Here is a 20,074-nt window from a genome sequence, read left to right as displayed (position 1 = left end):
AGGCGCAACGGACGGCACCCTCCTATGGCGGCGGCCGAAACGGCTACACGCCCACCTACCGGCCATCCGCCAACAAAGGCGGCGGTGGAGGGGGATCCGCGCCCGCGCCCGCTCCTGCGGCTCCGCAAGGCGGCGGCAACAGTGGAGGCATCGATTGGGACAAGTTGATACAGGATCAAAAGCCGATTGGAAATCATGGCTGCAATCCAGATGGATCTTGTGGCATCGGCTGACTGATTAGAAAATTGAAGAATTTGCCAGCGGGACCGGTTGCTTGGCAGGTCTCCTATCCCGCTGGCGTTACTTGTGGGCGGCCATGAGGCCGTCCCCTTCATAGTAGTGGAAGGGAAACATCAATGATGACACCAGGAAAGATCGGACGCTGGGCCGGAAGGCTCCTGCGCCTGGGTTCCCGCTGGGCGTGCAGGGCGGTGGCCATGACCGCCAGGGCCACGTAGTTGTTGAGTCGCCAGCGTGTTTTTCGCAGTAGGATTTCAACCATTCTTTACTGCATTGGCCGGAGAATGCGATGTGGCCCGGCTTAGGTGCAAATGTTGTAGGTAAGGATTCTTTACACTTCACTGGTTCTTCAGGTTCTGTCTGCTTTCTACTAAAAGCTGCAATCCGGAAAAGCCTGGTTAAAGCCAACCGATCGGCCTATGAATCAGAAAAGACCGGACGAAAGACGATTCGTTACTTATGGAGGCACTTACTGATAGGAGTCGAGCGATTAATGCCGGAATTGACTCGCCGTTTGAGTGTGGAAAGGCCATAACCGGAATTATGCAGCCTGCTTTGGCAAGCTTCGAACGTGGGGATCGAGCAATGCGATCAATTTGACACCATTGGGCTGGTCGCATGTGAGCTTGTGCGGATTGCCCTGCTTAATGTCGATTTTCGCAAAGGGGAAGAAGTTCTGCCCGTCGCCTGCTGGATAATTCAAGTTTGAAGAAGAGTGCTGCATGGCTTGTCCATTCACCTTGCACTGCGCGGCCTCTGTCTGCTTAAGGCCGGCCCGTTTTGCAAGTACATACAGGGTTCCCGATTTGTCCGCAGAGATGGTTTTGACGGTGCCGTCACCAGAAACGTCGTATTTGGTCAAAGATGAAAGATAATTGGAGACCTGTTCCACGGACGGCTCTGAACGGTTCGATCCCTGGCAGCCCGAGAACAGGGCCACACTCATCAATACTGCTACGAGGGCAATTATCTGTTTCTTCCAGATAGCCCCAGCCGTTCTTGCCTCGCTACGGAACGGGGCTGACAATGCCGTGAGCCGTCCCATGTGTCCCTGGGGATCCCGCTGATGCGCCTCTGCCGGATCAAAGTCCGTCTGTCCAAAAGCCTTTGTCTTCTTCATCAGTGCTCCTTAGGTAGGTGGGGAGAGTTCACGACGCTGTTGATTAGATTTAAGTTTCATAACCCAGAATAGCGGTTGTTGGTTCAAGCAAGTTTAGCTCTTTATTTAAGATATACAAATATTTGCCGATCGGTATCTGCAGTGGTCGAATGCTGGCCACATTTACCTGGTTGGCCGTCGCTCTTAGCATCACGAGCGCGGTCTCTAACCTCAGTAGGCCTGAAAGCACAACAGGAATTGTGCTCTGCTTTGGGGAAGTCTTTGAAGGTGTGCCATTGCCACAACGTTGTCTTACCGGCCATTTACCGTACAGAAACAGCGGCTGGAAAATTAATATGAGTCTGCCTGCATTCCTGGGTTCTGCGACAAGCTCAGTGAATGTCTTCTGCCCTCTGGCCATTTCTTGCATCCAGCAATACATGCCATTGCGCATCGGCTTGTCCGAATCGTTGATATCCAATTCGATACCCATTTTGAAGAGAAAAAGAAAGTGAAGTGCGCATGGCAGTTCTTTTGTTACCATCACCGAAAATATGGTCCTTTGCCAACATTTCTGCCAACCTGCTTACCTGATTGAAAATGTCAGTGAATTCATATCGCACAGCAGGGCTGATGCCAAAGCAAATGCAGAAGAAAGCAAATGCAGAAGACTATGTAAACAGGAATCAGCAATTTGCTCTCAACTACTAGGTGTTGTTTCTGTTTGCCCCGAATATCAGTTTTACCAAAACCTCCAGTTTGCAGTATTTCCAGCTTGTGCAAATCAAATATTCTGCTGGTTTGTTCTTTGCAACCAACTTCTCATTCTTCATGAGTCCTTCAACAGTTTCAGCGCATTGGGGAATCGCTCATTCACTGCACGAACACCACCTGCCAAGGTCCTTCGCAAATCGGGATGACCGATGCTATCGTGAGAGCTGCGTACGGCTTTTTCAGCGATTGCGTTGTTCTTGCGGGGCTCATTCACCGCGTTCCAAGCTGAACCGTTGCGATGTGAATAGTCCACAAGTTCGAAAGCTGCCAATGGTCCGTATAAATCGACAACCTTTTGAACCACATCCTTTGTGTCTTGGAAGTCCGCTAAGGAATTGGCCTGATGGTTGTCCTCGATACGGCTGGGGCAGTGATTCGATCTGAACCATACTTTTTGAATGCTGTATAAACGCACGGTTCCGCGGGACCGTACTCCCATGTTTGCATAGGTCCATCGAACAGCCTATGCCCATGTGTTCGGAGGCATTCAACCTGTGCGAAGTAAACCAACTTGTTGATTTTTATATTGGTCAGATACAGGTGTGACCGACGATAGTTGATCAGCATGTTGACGATAGTCAATGCATACATGTAATTCTTACCTCCTGTCTTATTGATTTTCGCGTTTAGGCTAGCTGGTTCATATGCCCGCTGTAGTCAAGGTTGACCGGGTTGGTGTTCCAGAGGTAGGTCAGTATACGGATGGATGTCCGCCGCAGGTCGTAGCCGGTCGGATCGTGTTCGCGCAGCTCATTCCTGGTGTTGAGCGGGCCTCGGATGATGTCCCTGTTGTCGTCGGCGCCCTCAGTGGTGTGTTCGATGCTGGCGGCGGAGATGGAAGTGTTCGAGTCGCCAATAATGCCTCCATTGCCTTCGACAGGCCGATCCATGATCTGGGCGCCTCCGCAGTCAGCCGCAGCATGGTCAAACTGCGGGGTGCCTGCCTGGCGAGAGTCTGCAGAGTTGGCTGATGCTGCTCCGTTTTACCGCCAATGGCAACCTGTTCGTCACCTGCCAACCACGGCCACTTTGATTCCTCATTTTGTTATTTCGTTTGGTCCAACCGTGGCGAAAACGAGATAAGGGTTTTCCTGGACGTGGACTGAAGGTCGCCGTCTCTCAAGCGCGCTGCGTTTTCTGAGAACGGTGCAGGGCGGCCAGGATCAGCAGAACCTCCAGGGCGCCGACAATCAATAACAGGGTCAGGGCATGCTGTGAGCCGTTGATGGTGCCCAGCCGTCTGTCTGCGACTGCGGTCTGACCTGCTGCGACGATGGTGGCCGCCAGGCTGCTGCCGATGGCTGCGGCGAACTGCTGGACAGTGTTGAAGATGGCGTTACCGTCGGCCTGTTGCTCCTGGCTCAACCGGTGCAGGCCGTTGGTCATGATGTTGCCGAAGCTCAGCCCGATGCCCAGCATGAAGAAAATATAGACAATCAGGATGGTCAAGGCTGTCAGCTGACGGGCCATCAGGGCAAATCCCAGAAGACCGATCAGGGCGACACAGCTGCCGCTGATGATGGGAATTCGTGGGCCAAGCTGATCGTAGAGCCTGCCGGAGAGCGGGGCCAGAACAGCTCCGATTGCCGCGCCCGGCAGCACCACTAGTCCGGCCTGCAGCGAGGTGCAGCCATCAACCAGCTGCAGGTGGTTGGGCAGGCTGAAAGAGAGGGCCAGGGCGCTGATCTCAATGAGAATATAAGCGCCGACATGCAGGGAGAAGCGGATGTCCGTGAACAAGCGCACGTCGATGATTGGTTGGGTCTGATGCCGGGCGCGAAGGGTGAACGCTGCCAGGGCGATAAGCCCCAGGACCAGGGCACCGCCGAATCTCCAGGAGAGCCATCCTGCCGAGGCGTTGCTGATGCCGAAGATCATACCGGCAAAGCCCAGGACCATAAGGAATATGTCAAGTGGCTCCAGTCCGGCCTGGTTACCATCTGCCGCCACCGGAACCGAGGGTATGCATGCCAGGCCGGTCACCAGTGAGATCAGCAATACGGGGATCAGGATGATGAAGACAAAACGCCATCCGATGGTGGTCGCTATCAGCCCGCCGAAGGTGGGGCCGACGGCTGGTCCGATGGCCGTGATCAGGGTGCCCACGCCCATCATGGTGCCGATGCGCTTTGTCGGAACCTCCTGAAGGATGATGTTGAACATCAGGGGGAGGGCGATGCTGGTGCCCAGACCCTGTATGGCCCTGCCCAGCCGCAGGAGGGGGAAGACCGGAGCCAGCGCGTCGATGACCAGGCCTGCCAGGAAGAGCAGGTTGGCGCACAGAAAGAGGGTCCGGCTGCGGAATCGGCGTTTGAGGGCCGCTGAGAGCGGGGTGATGGAGGCGACGACCAGCAGGTAGAGGGTGGTCATCCATTGCACGCTGGAGGTCCCGATACCGAAATGGCTCATGAGGGCCGGGAATGTGATGTTCATGGCCGTCTCCACAATCACGCCGCAGAAGGACATGATGCCAGTGGCTACCACCGCGCCGATGACCTTGTGGGGGATTGCTGTGCTTTGTGCTTGCGCTGCTCGAGTTGCGCTCATGAGCGAGATTCCTTTCCGGACTGGGAGGAATCATCGGAATTCAAGGCGATGAAATAGGCCAACACGCGGTCAAAGGCACCCAGATCATGCTGATCGAACCGGCGCTCCATGGCTGTTTGTTGGTCGTCTATGTAGGACCGAACCGCTGTCTGCAGGCCACGGGCCTTGGCGGTCAGGGCAATGATGCGTTGGCGGCCGTCCCTGGGGTCGCGTTTGGCGGCGACCAGTCCACCGGCTTCCATTCGCTGCAAAATTTTTGTCGTTGTGGACGGGCGAATGTCGAATTCCATCTCAATGTCCCGCTGGGTGTGGTCCTGGGACTCTCCAAGGTAGTCGATGATGGACATTTGAGTGCCGGTCAGCCCGTACTGGGCCGCATAGACATCCATGGATCGTGACATGAGGTTGGCTGCCCGTTTGATCCGCTTGCCATAGTCTTCGCTAAAGGGCCCTCTTCGGTTAGATTGTTAGCTACCTAATGAATAGTCTCCCAAGTATGGACAAGCCTGCGTATATAGGTCGTCGATGCAATCTCCTGAGGCTCTGCGTTTCTTCCTCGTATTTGCGAAATTCTGTCGGACAGGATCTTTTGTGGACCGAGGTCAAGTTCAATTCGTCTTCAGTTTTGAGTCTCGATGATTATTGCTCCTTATTTGAGCATCAGCAGGCTTTTACAAGCCACGCTGTATTTAGAGCTATCATCGAAATGATCGGTAATTCAGCGGCCGTCATCAGGCCGGTGCAAGGCGGCAAACGATGTGATCCCAGGTCAGGCCAAGCTACCCTTCGAAGTCTACGCTCGGACCGTATTTGCCGACGATGTCGGTTCTGCCTAAACCGACAAGAAGACAGTCCGAAGCAGGGTGTGGATGCCTGGCAGAAGCACCTGAAGAATATGGTGAGCAGCAGGGCTTCAACGTACACTGATTCTATAAAGTAATAGAAATGCTGACGTTGCCTTGTATTGTTTGAGTATGCGGTAACGCATTGCTGTATCGGCAAGGACGATGCCTATAACTGATTTATGCCTTATCTTGTGGTTTCATGTGCAAGGTCGGAGCTGCCGTTTGCTTTCTTTATGGTCCTGAGTTCGTTTGGAGGTCGTCAGGAGCGGCCGTCGTGATTCGTGGGGGAAGTGGTTTGTGCGGAAAGGAGGGTGCATCGTGGCGAAGCCTGCCGAGCACGGCATCGATGCCAATACTTCTGACTTTTTGATTCACACCCCTTCGGCTATTGCGCGAACAACATTTTTCTATCCGCTGCGGGTGGGCAAATTCTCCTATGAACCCGGCTATAGGCTGGAGCGACGATCCTTTGACAGCTATCTGATTATTCATATCGATAGCGGCAGACTGACGCTGAATCTGCCTGAAGGTTCGTTCGTGGCTGAGGAGGGCCGGTTTGCGTTGGTCAACTGCTACGCACGCCATGCCTACGGTACCGATGTCCCGACGACCGCCCAATGGCTTCATTTCGACGGCGTTATGGCCCGGCCCTACTACGACTACATCATCAGGAAGCTGGGCAATGTCTTCATGCTCTCCTCCGAGACCTACGCCTTGGAGCGGATGCGGACCATTACCTCCTGGATGACGGCGGAAAACGGCTATTCGGAAGCTAGGATGTCCAAATACATCACCGACCTGCTCACCGAGTTTGCCGATGAGCAGCCGCGCTCCTTCAAGCGAAAGCAGGAGGAGGTGGTTGAAGACACGATCGCTTATGTGTCCTCCCACTTGTACGAGCCGCTCACCGTCTCCGAGCTGGCCAAGCGGGTCTTTCTCAGCGAGTATCACTTTATTCGTTTGTTTAAGCAGGAAACCGGCATCACGCCCCATGCTTATCTGGTGGATTCCCGTATCCATGCTGTGCAGTATTTGCTGGTAAACACAGGGATGTCCATACGACAGATTTGTCAGCAGTGCGGTTTCACATCCGAATCTTCGCTGTGTGCCTCTTTCAAGAAGCGCACGGGAATGACACCCATGAAGTATCGCAGACTCAAGCAGGGCGGGTGACTGACAGGTATTGATTTGCCTGTCAGCTCCAGAGGCGTATCTGAATAAATTTATCTCTACGATGCGCGCTTTACACATTCACAAAGCCGTCTTTCATCGATTCGTCCCCTGACATTGGCGGAATCGAAGGTGAACGATAATTCGCTATCGCAATTGGGTCTGAGATCCTGCTGTTAGTTTCGTTGTGTAACATATGCTTGGGCGGAATAAGAACAGCAGCAAATCCGCTGGACGGGCTGCCGGGCTAAGCCAGACCATGTCTAAGCCAGACCACGCTCGAACTTACCCTGTCAGGCTTTCTTTCTGGCTACCATCGAGAATGTCAGGGGAATCTGAGGCTGATTTCGGGGCATAATCCAGCCCTTGAGATCAGGGCTGTACTCAAGCATCGGCAGTGACTGCCAGTCATCCACATTATGCTCGCCGATGGCCTCTATAGTCAGTCCCGCACCCAACAGGGCACTGCTTATTTCCTGGAAGTCGTGAGCCCAATTGTGATTGGTGGTGTGCGTAATTCTGGGTGTTGTACCATCTTCGAGCGAGTCGGTTGCCGACGTGTAGCTTTGATCCGTCTCATAAGTCGTTTCTGTCCCGCCAAAATAATCTTGGACTATCGACAAGCCCTCGTTGTTCAATGCGAAAAGCAGGGGATGGTTGTCGCGGATCATGAATATTCCGCCGTCTGCTAGCAGGGAGGCGATTGAACGAGCCCAGTCCTTCAGATCGGGAAGCCAGGTGATGGTTCCGCAGCTGGTGACGATGACATCGAACGAGCCTTTCTGCTCGGGCATGGCATCGGCAGCGCAACGGGCGTCGCTTTGAACATAGGTTATCGTTGCTCCGGCCCTTTCGGATAGCTTCCTGGCATAATCCAGCGAGGTGGGAGAGAAATCCAGGCCATATACGTCTCGTGCTCCCAAGCGCCACCACGAGATGGTATCAGAGCCTATATGGCATTGCAGATGTAAAAGGCGTAACCCTTTAACGCTGTGCTCGGGCAGATGAGGCTTCAAAACCTCCAGATCGCGCACAGTCACGGGCGACAGAGCCGATGGGTCATCCGCAAAAGCGTCCAGGTCTCCATAGCCACCATTGGCATGCACAACTGCTCTGTCATTCCAGTTGAGGAGATTATCCTCTACATCCTCGTTCTGGTGCAAACCTTGAGGCAAGGTGCTCCTTTCTGATGAGGCTTATCAACAGTGATCGAGTTGGACAGTGTCCAAAACAGGTTTTTCAACTGCAGATTTGTGCAGACTCGTAAGTCATGCGCGAATATGCAACTTTTATTATTCTGAATATCAACTTCGTTGGCAAATACAGGGTGCCCCGGATGCGATTCGAACGCACGACACCTTCTTTAGGAGAGAAGTGCTCTATCCCCTGAGCTACCGGGGCAACGGAAACTACTGTACCACGAAGTGAGACTTGGACAGGTCGCTGGTGTGCAGACCAAGGGAAGGCCTTGGTACCGTGCTCTTCTTGGGGAAGTCAGCCTCTTATAGCGGCTCGCTATACTGTCATGGTTTACAATTGCTCAACGGCCGAGCTGACTGTGCATTCCTCGGAAGGGGGACCGGGTTGGCGATGATTTGCTGGAGGAGACCATGGCGAAATTCAGACAGTCCTTCCTGGTGAAGCATGTCTTTGGGTGGACGGCCAGGCTGCTGGCGTTGGCCAGTTTGTTGGCTCTAGCGGCGCGTGCTTGCCCGGAATGGCTGTCGTCGATACCATACCTGCCGGATTTGGCCGCTCTGACGCCCTGGTTCATCCTTTTGAGTCTGCTGGCCCTGATTCTGGCCCTGATGGCTTCAAGATGGTTCACAGCTTTGGTGCTTATCGCCGCCCTGGCTTTGAATGTCTACTGGCAGTATCCCTTCTATCAGGAAGGATCCGAGCTCAACGGGCAGGCTGATCAGCTCATGGCCCTCGAGCATCCCGACCGGTACGACGATGTGGCCCGGGTCATGACGCTGAACGTCTACAAGGGTCAGGCCGATGCCGATCAGGTAGTCAAGACTGTCAGCGACAACCGGGTGGAGGTGCTGGCTCTGCAGGAGGTCAGCAATGATTTTGTGGACCGTCTGCACAAGGCAGGCATCGACCGCTACCTGCCACACGAGCAGCTTTCCACATCTTCGAAGGAATACGGCAACGGTCTTTGGACGGCCGCCCCGATGCAGTCGCCTTCAAGGGACGACGTGGGTTCTCGCTCCTCCATGATGCCGGCGGCCAGCATCGACTTCGGCAGGGGCCAGACCAGTGTCAGATTCGTCTCGGTCCATACCACCTCGCCGCAACCGGGCAGTTGGAATGCCTGGCGACGCAGCGTGTCCGACCTGGGGAAGCTGCGGAAACACGAGCACACTCGATACGTGCTGATGGGCGACTTCAATGCCACCTATGATCATGCCGTTTTTCGAGACATGCTGGGGGAGCGATTCAGCGATGGGGCCCGTCAGGCCGGGCATGGCATGAGCATGACCTGGCCGGCAAACCGAGCCCCATTGCCCAGGTTGGTGGCCATCGATCATGTTGTGGTGGACCGTGACATCAGGGCCAACCGGCTGCAGACCATACCTATCTCGGGGTCGGATCATGCGGCCCTGCTGGCCACGGTGATGGTGGGGTAGGGGACTTCAGGCATCCAAGTTGGATTGTGTTCCGGCCTGGGCCCCGGCGCTGGCCTGCTCCTGCTGGGCGGCATCGAGCTTGGCCCTCACCTGACCGAGGAGTTCCTGGGCGCGCTTGGCCAAAGCCTCGCCAATCTCCCACTGCCGCATGGACGCATCCAGATCCAGCCCGCCGGCCTCCAGCGCCTGAACCGCCTGGATCAGCTGATCGCGGGCTTGCTCATAAGGCAGTTTGGCGATGGCCTCGCGTTCCTTCTGGCTTAGGGCCGAAGCCAGAACTGGCTGTTCCTTGGTCTGCTCCTCGTCGGTGTCGCTCATGCCTGCTCCTCTTTTGTCTGATTCTTATTTGGCGCGTTATCAAATTGCAGATGATGCTGATGATCATCGCGAATGATTATATGTGGCTGACCACGTGGGATTGGTCACTGCCCGCTGACGACCTTGGTCTCGATCCGGCCCTCTTTGACAGTCAGGGTCAGATTCTGATCGACCCGAACCTGCTGGGGGCTGACGACCACCTTCCCGTCCAAGGCCTGCACGACCGCATATCCGCGGTCCAGCGTGGACTGGGGAGAGAGGGCGGTAAGCGAGGATTGGAGCTTTTCCACGGTCAGGGAGGCGTCGTCCACAATCCGCCGAAGGGCGATGTCCAGGCGGACCAAAGACTCGTCGACCAGCCGCTGGGGCTTGTCCAGCATGGTCTGCGGCTTGGTCAGGCTGGGGCGGTTGGCATATCCCTCAATCAAACGTGTCTCGCCTTCGACCATATTTTCGATACGCGCGTTTATGCGCATCCGGGCCTCCTGGATGATTCCCTCCTGCTCGACCAGGTCGGGCACCACCCGCTTGGCTGCGTCGGTAGGAGTGGAGGCGCGCAGATCCGCCGCCAGATCAATCAGGGTCCAGTCGTCTTCGTGGCCGATGGCCGAAACAATGGGGGTGACACAGGCCGCCGTGGCCCGAACCACGGACTCGTCAGAGAATCCCAGCAGATCCTCGAAGCTGCCGCCGCCCCTGGCCACGACGATCACATCCACGGCAGGATCCGCATCCAGCTTCTGGATGGCCTCAACCACCTCGGGCGGGCATTGAGGCCCCTGGACGTGTGCATGTACAACGGAGAATTCGATGGTGGGCCAGCGCAGACGGGCGTTGGTGATTACATCCCCTTCGGCTCTGGCCTTGGGCGCGCAGATCAGGCCGATGCGCCGGGGGAATTCGGGCAGGGGAACCTTGTTCTCCGCATCAAAGAGGCCCTCGCCCTTGAGCTTGCGCCTGAGCTGGTCGATCTGCTCCTTGAGGTCGCCGGTGCCCACACGCTTGATCCGGTCGGCCATGAAGCTCAGACGGGTCTGTTTGATCCACAGGTCGGGTCGCCCGTGTACCACCACCCGGTCGCCCTGGCGGAATTCCCTGGCCTGGGTGGCGAAGGCCCGGAATCCCATGACGTTGATGGAGATGTCCTCGAAGTTGTCGCGCAGGGTCAAATATGCTGAACCGGTCCGGCGGGTGTTGATCTCCACTATCTGACCCTCCACCCAGGCTCCCGGCCAGCGGGCCACCGCGTCGTGGTACTTCTGGCTGAGCACGCTGACCGGCCAGGGGTCTTCCTCGGTGGTATCCCGTGCCAGTCGGGGCAGCTGGTCCAAGGGTTTGGGGGCCAGTTCGGACGAGGCTGAGCCAGCCGGTGCACCCATCGACCCCTGCATGTTCGAACCCATGTATGCTCGCACCTGATGCCTCCTGACCATCGGTTCCGCCAGCCCGACCAACTCATCTGGCATAGCCTGTACAGGATGGTATTCGGGTTGGTCAGCGAAGGAAACGTCCTTTCAGGGTCTCTCAATACGGGGACAATTTCATATGCTCTGCAAATTCCCTACAGGCCCTCTGCCGGCTGCTCCTGAGCCGATTTCGCCGAGGGCACAGCGGCCTTTCTCCCGCCAGCTAGGAGGTTGGGAATGAGGTGAAAGTTGGAGGACAAGGGTTGCAACCAAGGCCTTGATGCACTTGCCCTGGTCTGCGGCTTGCCTGCAACAGAGGCAGTTTTGCCGGCGGCTGTGTCAAAGGAGACAGTCTTGATTCCCTGATATCGCAGAAGTTGTTTACGTTCCGGCGGTAGCATAAATAGAGTAAGCCGGATATGATGTGGTGTCTGCTTTTCGAACCCATCATGCGGCGGTCTCACGGATTGAGGTAGTTTCATGTCTGATGGCGTCGACATAGCGGGTCGATTTAAGGGCACAGGACCGCGGGATCTCCTGCGTGTGGGTTTGGACATCGGTTCCACCACAGTCAAGGCCGTGGTTCTTGGCACAGGGGACAGGCTGGATCAGGCGCTTTTCAGCGACTATCGCCGCCATCACGCCAACGTGCGTCAGTGCGTGGCGGAACTGGTCACCGACATCAAGCTTTCACTGTCCAGGGTCGGTCTGGCCGGCAATCCCATCAGCCTGGTGATCACCGGCTCGGGTGGGCTGGAACTGGCCAGCCAGCTTCAGGCTGAGTTCGCTCAGGAGGTCATTGCCGAGACCGAGGCCATCAACGCCACCTATCCCGAGGGGGATGTGATCATCGAGCTGGGCGGCGAGGATGCCAAGATCACCTATCTGAAGCCCACTCCGGAGCAGCGGATGAATGGATCCTGCGCTGGCGGAACCGGAGCCTTCATCGATCAGATGGCGACCCTGCTCAACACCGATGCTTCAGGCCTGAACGATATGGCTTCCAAGTACAAGACCATTTATCCCATCGCTTCACGTTGCGGGGTCTTCGCCAAATCCGACCTCCAGCCTCTGATCAACGACGGAGCCGCCAAGGAGGATCTGGCTGCATCCATCTTCAATGCCGTTGCCACACAGACCATTTCCGGTCTGGCCTGCGGACGCCCCATCCGCGGCAACGTGATCTTCTTGGGCGGGCCCCTCTTCTTCATGAGCGAGCTCAGGGAGGCTTTTAAGCGGATCCTCCAGGACAGGGTCAGTCGCTACATCATCCCTGAGAACGCGCACCTCTATGTGGCCTATGGCGCCGCCATCATGGCTGGCCGCCACAACCAGGACGATCAGGACAGTGCTGCGCAGGTCAAGACCGACTACTCGCCTGAGTCTGATGTCAACGATCCCTTCGGCCCGGCTTGGGGACTGGACCAGGAGGAGGTCGACCGGGCGCGGTCCGAGAAGGCTTCGAACCTGGACAAGATGGCTCTGCAGGATGCCATGCAGGACGGCCGCACAACCACCTTGGTCGACGGCGAGAAAAAGGTTCCCGCAACGGAAACCGCCAAGGATGCACGCCACGATCAAGACATGCACTTTGATCTGACTTCCTTGGAGGGCGTCCTCTCCGCCCTGAAGGGCCTGGAGAACATGCCCTCGACGGCCAGAACCATCCGGCCGCTCTTCCTGAACGAGGAGGAGCGCAAGGAGTTCAATGACCGTCATGGGGCTCAGATCATCCCCACCGGAGACCTGTCCGGGGCCAAGGGGCCGCACTTCCTGGGCATCGATGCGGGCAGCACCACCATCAAGGCCGTGCTGGTCAACGACGACAAGACCATCGTCTGGTCCACCTACGGGGTGCATAAGGACAGCCCTCTGATCGCAGCCGCCAACATCGTCAAGGAAGTCAGGAAGTCCCTGCCCGAGGGCGCCTACATCGCCCGTGCCTGCGCTACCGGCTATGGTGAGGGTCTGGTCAAGGCAGGCTTGCATGTTGACGAGGGTGTGGTCGAGACCATGGCCCATTACCGGGCCGCCGAGGAGATCAGCCCCGGGGTCACCTCGGTCATCGACATCGGCGGACAGGATATGAAGTACATCGCCGTCAACGACGGGGTCATCGATTCAATCTGTGTCAACGAGGCCTGCTCGGCAGGCTGTGGGTCCTTCCTGCAGACCTTCGCCCAGTCCATGGGCATAAGCATCCAGGAGTTCACCAGGCAGGCGTTGGCCTCCGAGGCCCCGACCGATCTGGGCTCCCGTTGCACGGTCTTCATGAACTCCTCGGTCAAGCAGGCTCAGAAGGAGGGCGCCTCCCCCGAGGACATCGCCGCCGGGCTCTGCTATTCGGTGGTCAGGAACGCCCTCTACAAGGTCATCAAGCTGCGTGATGCCAATGCCCTGGGGCCGGTGGTCGTGGTCCAGGGAGGCACCTTCCTCAACGATGCCGTTCTGCGGGCCTTTGAACTCCTGACCGGTCGCAAGGTGACCAGGCCCAACATCGCCGGGCTCATGGGGGCCTACGGTGCCGCGCTGACGGCCCGCATGCACTGCCCGCAGAATGAAGAGGTCGAGGATCTTACTGCAGCCAACTCCAACATGGCCCACCCTTCACTGAACGTGGTCGACGGGGCGAAGTCCGTGGGCGGCACGCCCACCACCCCCAATTCGGTCCCGGCTTCCACCAAGCCAAAGTTGTCACCGGCCGCCGTCAACAAGATTGCCTCCAAGAATGACCAGGAGTTCAAGACGACTCTGCCCGATCTGAGGGTGGAAGACGGCCATGTGGTCAGCTCCATCCTGGCAGGGGATGATCTGGACAACCTCTCCATGACCACCACCCACGATGTCTGCAAGCTCTGCCAGAACCACTGCAAGCTGACCATCACCGAATTCGAGGACGGCGGCCGCTATGTGACCGGGAACCGCTGCGAGCGTGGTGGAGACAAGAACCGGCAGCGCTCCGACAGGCCAAACCTCTACGATTTCAAGTACAAGCGGGCCTTCGCCTACCGCCGTCTGACCCCGGAAAGGGCCACCAGGGGCGATATCGGCATTCCACGTGTGCTCAACATGTATGAGGACTATCCCTTCTGGTTCACCCTCCTGACCTCTCTGGGCTTCCGGGTCATGATCTCCGGGCGATCCAACCATGAGCTCTTCGAAAGTGGTATGGAATCCATCGCCTCCGAGAACATCTGCTACCCGGCCAAGCTGGTTCACGGTCACATCCACTCCCTGGTCGACAAGGGCATCAAGACCATCTTCTACCCCTGCGTCACCTATGAGCAGGAGCTGGTTCCCGATACGGACAACCATTACAACTGCCCCATCGTGGCCAACTACCCGGTGGTGATCGAGGCCAACATGGCCGAGCTCAAGGAGAACGGCGTCCGCTTCATGCGGCCCTACTTCAACCTCTCCAACAAGGAGAAGATGGTCGAGCGGATCGTCAAGGTCTTCGACTGGGCCAATGTGAGCGAGGATGAGGCCCGGACGGCCGTCCAGGAGGCCTACCGTGAGGATGCCCGGTTCAAGGAGGATGTCCGCCAGGAGGGGCTTCGTGCCCTGGCCTACATGCAGGAGTACGGAGTCAAGGGCGTGGTTCTGTCGGGACGACCCTACCATGTGGATCCCGAGGTCAACCACGGCATTCCCGAGACCATCTGCTCCCTGGGTATGGCCGTGCTCTCCGAGGACTCCATCTGCGAGCTGGACGTGCATAAGCTGCCCAAGCTGAGCGACTACATCATTCCGGCGGCGGGGGAGCGTGCCCTGGCCTCCAACAACCCCACGGCAGCCAAGTTCCGCAAGACTGTGCCGGGCTTCGGCGACGACCATCAGAAGATGCCTCTGAGGGTGACCGACCAGTGGGCCTACCACTCCAGGCTCTATTCCGCCGCCAGGTTCGTTTCAGAGTATCCCGACCTGCAGCTGGTCCAGCTGGTCAGCTTCGGATGCGGCGTGGATGCCATCACCACCGACCAGGTTCAGGAGATCCTGGCCGACAAGGGCGATGTCTACACGCAGCTGAAGATCGACGAGGTCTCCAACCTGGGTGCAGCCAAGATTCGTCTGCGCTCGCTGAAGGCCGCCATGGACGAACGCCACCAGCGGGATCTGGCCCAGGAGGGCAGCGAAGATCAGAAGGAAGCCCCCGTCAAGGTGCAGGTACAAGCGCAGGATTCATCCGACTCTCAGGATTCGCTAGACCTTGCCAGCCATATTGAAGCAGTGGATGCAGATGCGTCTGACAAGCCGAAATCGGAAGGATTCCGGTCCACCAACGCGCAGAAGGTCAACCTGTCCCAGCGCAAGGCCGACATTGTGGCTCTGGCCCGGTTCGTGGCTCTGCACGACAAGAGCGATCAGGGTCTGATAGGCCTTCATCCCATGGGCATCAGGCCCATCCGGGAGACCATGGCATCGCAGCAAAAGCGGCAGGAAGCCGACAATCAGGGCAAGGATGACCAGCCCAGCGGGGCCGCTGCCAAGCCGACCCTGTCCAAGTACGCCACCGAGCATCGCTTCACCAAGGAGATGGGGCACAAATTTACAGTGGTAGCGCCGCAGATGTCCCCCGTGCATTTCTCCCTCCTGGAGGCGGTCTTCTCCAGCGCGGACTATCACTTCGAGCTCCTGAAGCATGCCACGGCGGAAGACATCAACACCGGGGTCAAGTACGTCAACAACGATGCCTGCTTCCCGGCCATCATCGTGGTGGGGCAGCTGGTCAACGCCTTCTTGTCCGGCAGGTTCGACCCGCACAAGTGCGCGGTCATCGTCACCCAGACCGGCGGCATGTGCAGGGCCACCAACTACTATGGCCTTCTGCGCAAGGCCATGGCTGATGCAGGCTATGGCTACGTCCCGATCATTACGCTGAGCGTCCAGGGATTCCGGGCCAACCCAGGTCTTCAGGTAACCCCAGCCTTGCTGCACCGCGCCGTCAAGGCCTTCTACCTGGGCGATGCCATGATCGAGTGCCTGCTCAGGGTCCGTCCCTACGAGCAGGAGCCTGGATCAGCCAACAGGCTCTACAAGCTCTGGGACACGATCTGCAAGGAGACCATCGAGCACCACGGGTACTCCAAGACCGCCAAGAAGGTCTATGGCCACGGCTATCTGCCCTATGGCACCCTGATGAAGCGGATGATCCGTGCCTTCGACCAGCTGCCTTTGCGCAATATTCCCCGCAAGCCGCGAGTTGGCGTAGTCGGGGAGATCCTGGTCAAGTACCATCCCGATGCCAACAACCACGTGGTCGACCTGATTGAGAGCCAGGGCTGCGAGGCCGTGCTCCCCGGTGTCTGCGACTTCATGGTCAACGGCATCTCCAACGCCGAATGGAACGAGGAGATGCTGGGCACCGGCGGCCAGGTGGGTGTCAAGAAGATCGTCCTCAAGGCTGCGGATGTCTACCGTGCCCCCATGATCGCCGGCTTCAAGGCCTCCCATGGAAAGTTCGACATTCCCGCCCACATCAGCGAATTGAGGGACAAGGCCGCATCGGTCACCTCCCTGGGTGTTCAGGCGGGAGAGGGTTGGCTCCTGACCGGCGAAATCATCGAACTGATTCAGTCCGGCGCCCCCAACATCGTGTGTGCACAGCCCTTTGCCTGCCTGCCCAACCATGTAACCGGACGTGGCATGTTCGGCAAGATCCGCAGGACCTACCCCGAGGCCAACATCGTCTCGATCGACTATGATCCCGGCGCCTCGGAGGCCAACCAGCTCAACAGGATCAAGTTGATGATCGCCGCTGCCAAGAAGCCGGGCGACCAGCAAAAGCCCGGCCAGGACCGTAAGATTGGCGCCGGATTCCAAGCAGCGGAATCGACCGGTCTGGATGCGGGGCAGGCAGCACCCGTCCAGGACGAGGAGAAGGTTCTGGAGAGCCTGTAGCCGCCAGGCCGAGGCCGGTGTCCGGAGCCAACGCGCCGGCCTCGGAATTGCTGAACCACGAGGATCAAGGAAAGAGGGGGTTTCCCATGACCAGCCGCGAAGAGATCGAGGCTCTGCTGGACACCGACCAGATCTACATTGCCGATACGCCTGAAATGAAGCAGGTCCAGGATGCTCAGCAGGATCTGGTCTTCGAATTCAACGCCTGCCGTCCTACTCAGGTGGAGAAAAAGCAGGACCTCTGCAGGCGGATGTTCGGGTCATTCGGTCAAGGCAGCTGGATTGAGGGACCGGTGCGGGCAAACTGGGCCTGCAACACCTACTGGGGGAGCAAATGCTATGCCAACTTCAACCTGGTTCTGGTCGACGATGGACGCATTGACATAGGCGACCACACCATGTTCGGCCCCAATGTCACCATCGTGACCACCGGGCACGCCATTCGCCCCGATATACGTGCCTATGGAACGCCCCAGTTCACGGTTCCGGTCAGCATCGGCAGGAATGTATGGATCGGAGCAGGCGCCATCATCATGCCGGGAGTGACCATCGGCGACAATACGGTCATCGGGGCAGGTTCCCTGGTCACCAAGGACATCCCCTCCGACGTGGTCGCCTACGGCCACCCCTGCAAGGTCGTCCGCCCCATCGACGAGCACGATTATGAATACTTCTGGAAGGATCGCCGGTTTCAGCCGCCTTATGATGCCCGGCCCTTCAGGATGGATTAGGCGGGTTGATTGAGGGCTGACTCCCTTGATTCCTCTGCAGGCGGTTTCCGGCATCCGATTGCTGGTTTAACTCCGGTGGGCGTGGTTTTGAATGTTGAACTGTTGATGTGCCTGATTTGATCAGCAATATCCATCCCAGAGCGGAGAGGGGAAGATCAGCGCCTTGAACCGGTCCCACTCTCGGACGTAGTCGATTCTCGGCTCACGCAGCAACCGTATCTGTATGCCGTCCATGACTTCCAGGCTCATTCTCACCTTGCCCTGCATGTCTGTCGCCCACTCTATGCCATCAGGAAGTAGCCAGGGGAATTTGGAATAGTGTTCCCAGACATCTGAAGGCCTGCGGATGAAGTAATCGTGCAGGGGGTGGCTGGTGGAGATGGCCTCGGTTTCCAGGACCGTATACAGCTGAGTGAGTTCAGGCTGTCCCGCGTTGTGGGCGACCAGATAGTCAAAATAGGCAGGAAGATGTGGATGATCGGGGTCGGACCCGGGCAGGCCTGTCTGCACGAATTCCTCCGGGGTGCCATTGACGTCATAGATATCGGTGACCAGGAGGGAGAGCAGGCCTTCCTTGCTGCCGACATAATGGAGGACCCCCGGCTGGGACATCCCCACCATGTCGGCGACGTCTTTGAGCGATATGCCGTTGTACCCATGCTGGCTGATGAGGTGGGCGGCGGCCTCTGTGATTTCAGCCCGCCTCACCTCTGGTGATTTTCTGGTTCGACTCGCCATTGTCTGGTCTTGCGGCTCCTTCTCACTATTTTTGAGCGCCTGGGTGCTGCTGATCTTTTGATACCCATGGTACATGGGGACAAATTCATAAAAGCGTCGGATGTATGGCCCAATAAGGTTTCGTCTCTTACTGGTAAAGGGAAAACAAGCACTGGGTACTAGCTGATCTGCATCGAGTCAATGATTTGACAAAGCTATCGAATAACTGCTAGATATATGATTATCTAATGGATGGTAGATATGGTTGGCTGCCAAACATTGGATGTGTCAGAGAAGACTAGTTGAAAGAGGTCGACACCATGAGCGACTCAACAACCCCGACATCGAAAGATTCTGAACTTCTGCAGGCGCATGAGGCCGCCCTTGCTGCAGCCCAGCGGGATCCGCTCCTATCGCCCGAGACGGGCAAACCGGTTCCAAAAAAGACCCTGTTTCGGTTTGGGGCAAGCTTCCTGGCCTTCGGCATTCTGTGGATGTCAGGCCTGGGCATCGTCAGTATCGTGCTGCTTCCCGAGCACCTCAAGCAGGTCCCGGGCATCGCGCCCGAGGCGCTGATGGGCATAGTCAATGCCTGTACGGCTGTGGCTTCGTTGGTCTCCAACCTGCTCTTTGGCAACTTTTCCGATCGCAGCCGCTCCCGCTACGGACGTCGAACCCCATGGGTCCTGGGCGGTGCAGTCCTGGGCGGCGTAACCCTGTTCCTGACCGGTATGACCACCAACCCGGTCCTGCTGACAATCGTCTACTGCCTCTGCATGTTCGGTCTGAACTGCATGATCGCCCCTATGGTTGCCATCCTGTCCGACCGCGTGCCATCCGGTGTGCGCGGAACCCTGTCCGCTTTCTATGGGGCAGGCTCTACCATCGGTTCGCCCATCGGCTCCCTGATCGGCGCGGCCCTGGTGACTCATATGTTCACCGGCTTTGTTCTCGCCGGCGTACTCATGTTCCTGGGTGGTGTCGTGGCCATTCTGATCATGCCCAAGGAAGGCTCGGCTGCATACCTGCCCAAGGACGAGGGCACCCTCATGGATGTCCTCAAGTCTTTCCAGCCACCGCGCTTCCATGGGGCCCATGACTTCTATAAGGCCTTCGCAGGAAGGCTCTGCATGTTGCTGAGCTATCAGATGATCTCCGCTTATCAGCTCTACATCATCGAAAAGTATGTGGGTCAAACCGTAACCCAGGCTGCCGCCACCATTTCGGTCATGTCCGTCATCACCATGGTGGTTTCCCTGCTGGGTTCGTTGGTCTCCGGGCCTGTCTCCGACCTGATCGGACGGCGCAAGGTGCCGGTGGTCGTCGCCTCCGTCCTCTTCGCCATCGGCATCGCCATGCCCTGGATCAGCCCCACGGTCATGGGCATGTATCTGTATGCCGGCATCGCCGGGTTCGGTTACGGGGTCTATTCGTCCGTCGACCAGGCGCTCAACGTCGATGTCCTGCCCAGCAAGGAGGAGGCCGGCAAGGATCTAGGCATCCTGAACCTGGCCACCACGCTGGGGCAGATGGCCGGTCCTCTGGTCATGTCCTTCATCACGCTGAACTGGGGTTATGCGGCGGCCTTCCCGACTGCTATCGTTTTCGCACTGTTGGGATGCGTCTTTATCCTGATGATCAGAAACGTCAAGTGATCCCGGCCTATGCGGGCATACAGGAAAACTATACA

16 protein-coding genes, 1 tRNA gene and 1 pseudogene are annotated in these 20,074 nt (G+C 57.5%); 6 read left to right on the top strand and 12 right to left on the bottom strand.

Annotated features, from left to right (window positions below):
- A pseudogene (locus tag H3T89_RS07455) lies at nt 1-233 on the top strand (hypothetical protein); the annotation flags it as partial.
- A 548-nt stretch (nt 234-781) separates the two neighbouring features.
- Here H3T89_RS07455 and H3T89_RS07450 read toward each other — a convergent pair.
- The 7 genes from H3T89_RS07450 to H3T89_RS07425 form a co-directional block, all read right to left on the bottom strand.
- Nucleotides 782-1,360, bottom strand: a complete 579-nt coding sequence (locus H3T89_RS07450; RefSeq protein WP_198216665.1) for a hypothetical protein — start codon at nt 1,358-1,360, stop codon at nt 782-784.
- 371 nt (nt 1,361-1,731) lie between these two features.
- Nucleotides 1,732-1,911, bottom strand: coding sequence for a hypothetical protein (locus tag H3T89_RS09220; protein ID WP_415873478.1), 180 nt, complete (start codon nt 1,909-1,911; stop codon nt 1,732-1,734).
- Between the two features lie 257 nt (nt 1,912-2,168).
- Nucleotides 2,169-2,552, bottom strand: coding sequence for a hypothetical protein (locus tag H3T89_RS07440; RefSeq protein WP_232348545.1), 384 nt, complete (start codon nt 2,550-2,552; stop codon nt 2,169-2,171).
- A complete protein-coding gene (locus H3T89_RS09025; protein WP_232348544.1) occupies nt 2,441-2,680 on the bottom strand; it encodes a Panacea domain-containing protein in 240 nt (79 codons plus the stop codon). Before H3T89_RS09025 ends, H3T89_RS07440 begins: the two co-directional genes overlap by 112 nt.
- Before the next feature lie 59 nt (nt 2,681-2,739).
- Entirely contained in the window at nt 2,740-3,003 is a 264-nt protein-coding gene (locus H3T89_RS07435) for a hypothetical protein (RefSeq protein WP_198203733.1), read from the bottom strand.
- Nucleotides 3,004-3,232: 229 nt separating this feature from the next.
- Complete coding sequence (locus H3T89_RS07430) at nt 3,233-4,660, bottom strand: MFS transporter (protein WP_198216663.1); 1,428 nt, start codon at nt 4,658-4,660, stop codon at nt 3,233-3,235.
- On the bottom strand, nt 4,657-5,061 hold the full coding sequence (locus tag H3T89_RS07425) for a MarR family winged helix-turn-helix transcriptional regulator (RefSeq protein WP_198216662.1): 405 nt from the start codon (nt 5,059-5,061) through the stop codon (nt 4,657-4,659). The genes H3T89_RS07430 and H3T89_RS07425 overlap by 4 nt, the downstream gene beginning before the upstream one ends.
- 762 nt (nt 5,062-5,823) lie before the next feature.
- Here H3T89_RS07425 and H3T89_RS07420 point away from each other — a divergent pair.
- Nucleotides 5,824-6,678: a helix-turn-helix domain-containing protein gene (locus H3T89_RS07420; protein WP_015021493.1), complete on the top strand. Its 855-nt coding sequence runs from the start codon at nt 5,824-5,826 to the stop codon at nt 6,676-6,678.
- Nucleotides 6,679-6,968: 290 nt separating this feature from the next.
- On the opposite strand, the gene H3T89_RS07415 is transcribed toward H3T89_RS07420, so the two are convergent.
- Nucleotides 6,969-7,850, bottom strand: coding sequence for a class I SAM-dependent methyltransferase (locus H3T89_RS07415; protein ID WP_198216661.1), 882 nt, complete (start codon nt 7,848-7,850; stop codon nt 6,969-6,971).
- A gap of 153 nt (nt 7,851-8,003) precedes the next feature.
- Nucleotides 8,004-8,076, bottom strand: a tRNA-Arg gene (locus H3T89_RS07410).
- Between the two features lie 209 nt (nt 8,077-8,285).
- Between H3T89_RS07410 and H3T89_RS07405 the strand changes: the two genes are divergently transcribed.
- Nucleotides 8,286-9,311, top strand: coding sequence for an endonuclease/exonuclease/phosphatase family protein (locus H3T89_RS07405; protein WP_198216660.1), 1,026 nt, complete (start codon nt 8,286-8,288; stop codon nt 9,309-9,311).
- 6 nt (nt 9,312-9,317) lie between these two features.
- Here the strand turns inward: H3T89_RS07405 and H3T89_RS07400 are convergent, their stop codons facing one another.
- Together H3T89_RS07400 and xseA are read right to left on the bottom strand one after the other, a co-directional pair.
- On the bottom strand, nt 9,318-9,629 hold the full coding sequence (locus H3T89_RS07400; protein ID WP_198216659.1) for an exodeoxyribonuclease VII small subunit: 312 nt from the start codon (nt 9,627-9,629) through the stop codon (nt 9,318-9,320).
- A gap of 104 nt (nt 9,630-9,733) precedes the next feature.
- Nucleotides 9,734-11,020: an exodeoxyribonuclease VII large subunit gene (xseA, locus tag H3T89_RS07395; protein ID WP_415873477.1), complete on the bottom strand. Its 1,287-nt coding sequence runs from the start codon at nt 11,018-11,020 to the stop codon at nt 9,734-9,736.
- Nucleotides 11,021-11,515: 495 nt separating this feature from the next.
- Between xseA and H3T89_RS07390 the strand changes: the two genes are divergently transcribed.
- Together H3T89_RS07390 and H3T89_RS07385 are read left to right on the top strand one after the other, a co-directional pair.
- Nucleotides 11,516-16,936 carry an acyl-CoA dehydratase activase-related protein gene (locus tag H3T89_RS07390; protein WP_198216657.1) on the top strand — a complete coding sequence of 1,807 codons (5,421 nt, stop codon included), beginning with the start codon at nt 11,516-11,518 and terminating at the stop codon, nt 16,934-16,936.
- Between the two features lie 86 nt (nt 16,937-17,022).
- A complete protein-coding gene (locus H3T89_RS07385) occupies nt 17,023-17,667 on the top strand; it encodes a sugar O-acetyltransferase (protein WP_198216656.1) in 645 nt (214 codons plus the stop codon).
- A 120-nt stretch (nt 17,668-17,787) separates the two neighbouring features.
- On the opposite strand, the gene H3T89_RS07380 is transcribed toward H3T89_RS07385, so the two are convergent.
- Complete coding sequence (locus tag H3T89_RS07380) at nt 17,788-18,405, bottom strand: TetR/AcrR family transcriptional regulator (protein ID WP_198216655.1); 618 nt, start codon at nt 18,403-18,405, stop codon at nt 17,788-17,790.
- A gap of 299 nt (nt 18,406-18,704) precedes the next feature.
- Between H3T89_RS07380 and H3T89_RS07375 the strand changes: the two genes are divergently transcribed.
- Complete coding sequence (locus H3T89_RS07375) at nt 18,705-20,039, top strand: MFS transporter (RefSeq protein ID WP_015021501.1); 1,335 nt, start codon at nt 18,705-18,707, stop codon at nt 20,037-20,039.
- Nucleotides 20,040-20,074 lie beyond the last annotated feature (35 nt).

This window comes from Bifidobacterium sp. W8114, from assembly GCF_016101165.1.
Lineage (GTDB): Bacteria > Actinomycetota > Actinomycetes > Actinomycetales > Bifidobacteriaceae > Bombiscardovia > Bombiscardovia asteroides.
This window is presented reverse-complemented; position numbering and strand designations above follow the sequence as displayed.

Excerpts from the sequence above, each read along its gene's own strand:
- H3T89_RS07450 (WP_198216665.1), bottom strand. The coding sequence starts at position 1,360 with ATGAAGAAGACAAAGGCTTTTGGACAGACGGACTTTGATCCGGCAGAG.
- H3T89_RS09220 (WP_415873478.1), bottom strand. The coding sequence starts at position 1,911 with ATGTTGGCAAAGGACCATATTTTCGGTGATGGTAACAAAAGAACTGCC.
- H3T89_RS07440 (WP_232348545.1), bottom strand. The coding sequence starts at position 2,552 with ATGGGAGTACGGTCCCGCGGAACCGTGCGTTTATACAGCATTCAAAAA.
- H3T89_RS09025 (WP_232348544.1), bottom strand. The coding sequence starts at position 2,680 with ATGCTGATCAACTATCGTCGGTCACACCTGTATCTGACCAATATAAAA.
- H3T89_RS07435 (WP_198203733.1), bottom strand. The coding sequence starts at position 3,003 with ATGGATCGGCCTGTCGAAGGCAATGGAGGCATTATTGGCGACTCGAAC.
- H3T89_RS07430 (WP_198216663.1), bottom strand. The coding sequence starts at position 4,660 with ATGAGCGCAACTCGAGCAGCGCAAGCACAAAGCACAGCAATCCCCCAC.
- H3T89_RS07425 (WP_198216662.1), bottom strand. The coding sequence starts at position 5,061 with ATGTCACGATCCATGGATGTCTATGCGGCCCAGTACGGGCTGACCGGC.
- H3T89_RS07405 (WP_198216660.1), top strand. The coding sequence starts at position 8,286 with ATGGCGAAATTCAGACAGTCCTTCCTGGTGAAGCATGTCTTTGGGTGG.
- H3T89_RS07400 (WP_198216659.1), bottom strand. The coding sequence starts at position 9,629 with ATGAGCGACACCGACGAGGAGCAGACCAAGGAACAGCCAGTTCTGGCT.
- xseA (WP_415873477.1), bottom strand. The coding sequence starts at position 11,020 with ATGCAGGGGTCGATGGGTGCACCGGCTGGCTCAGCCTCGTCCGAACTG.
- H3T89_RS07390 (WP_198216657.1), top strand. The coding sequence starts at position 11,516 with ATGTCTGATGGCGTCGACATAGCGGGTCGATTTAAGGGCACAGGACCG.
- H3T89_RS07385 (WP_198216656.1), top strand. The coding sequence starts at position 17,023 with ATGACCAGCCGCGAAGAGATCGAGGCTCTGCTGGACACCGACCAGATC.
- H3T89_RS07380 (WP_198216655.1), bottom strand. The coding sequence starts at position 18,405 with ATGGCGAGTCGAACCAGAAAATCACCAGAGGTGAGGCGGGCTGAAATC.
- H3T89_RS07375 (WP_015021501.1), top strand. The coding sequence starts at position 18,705 with ATGAGCGACTCAACAACCCCGACATCGAAAGATTCTGAACTTCTGCAG.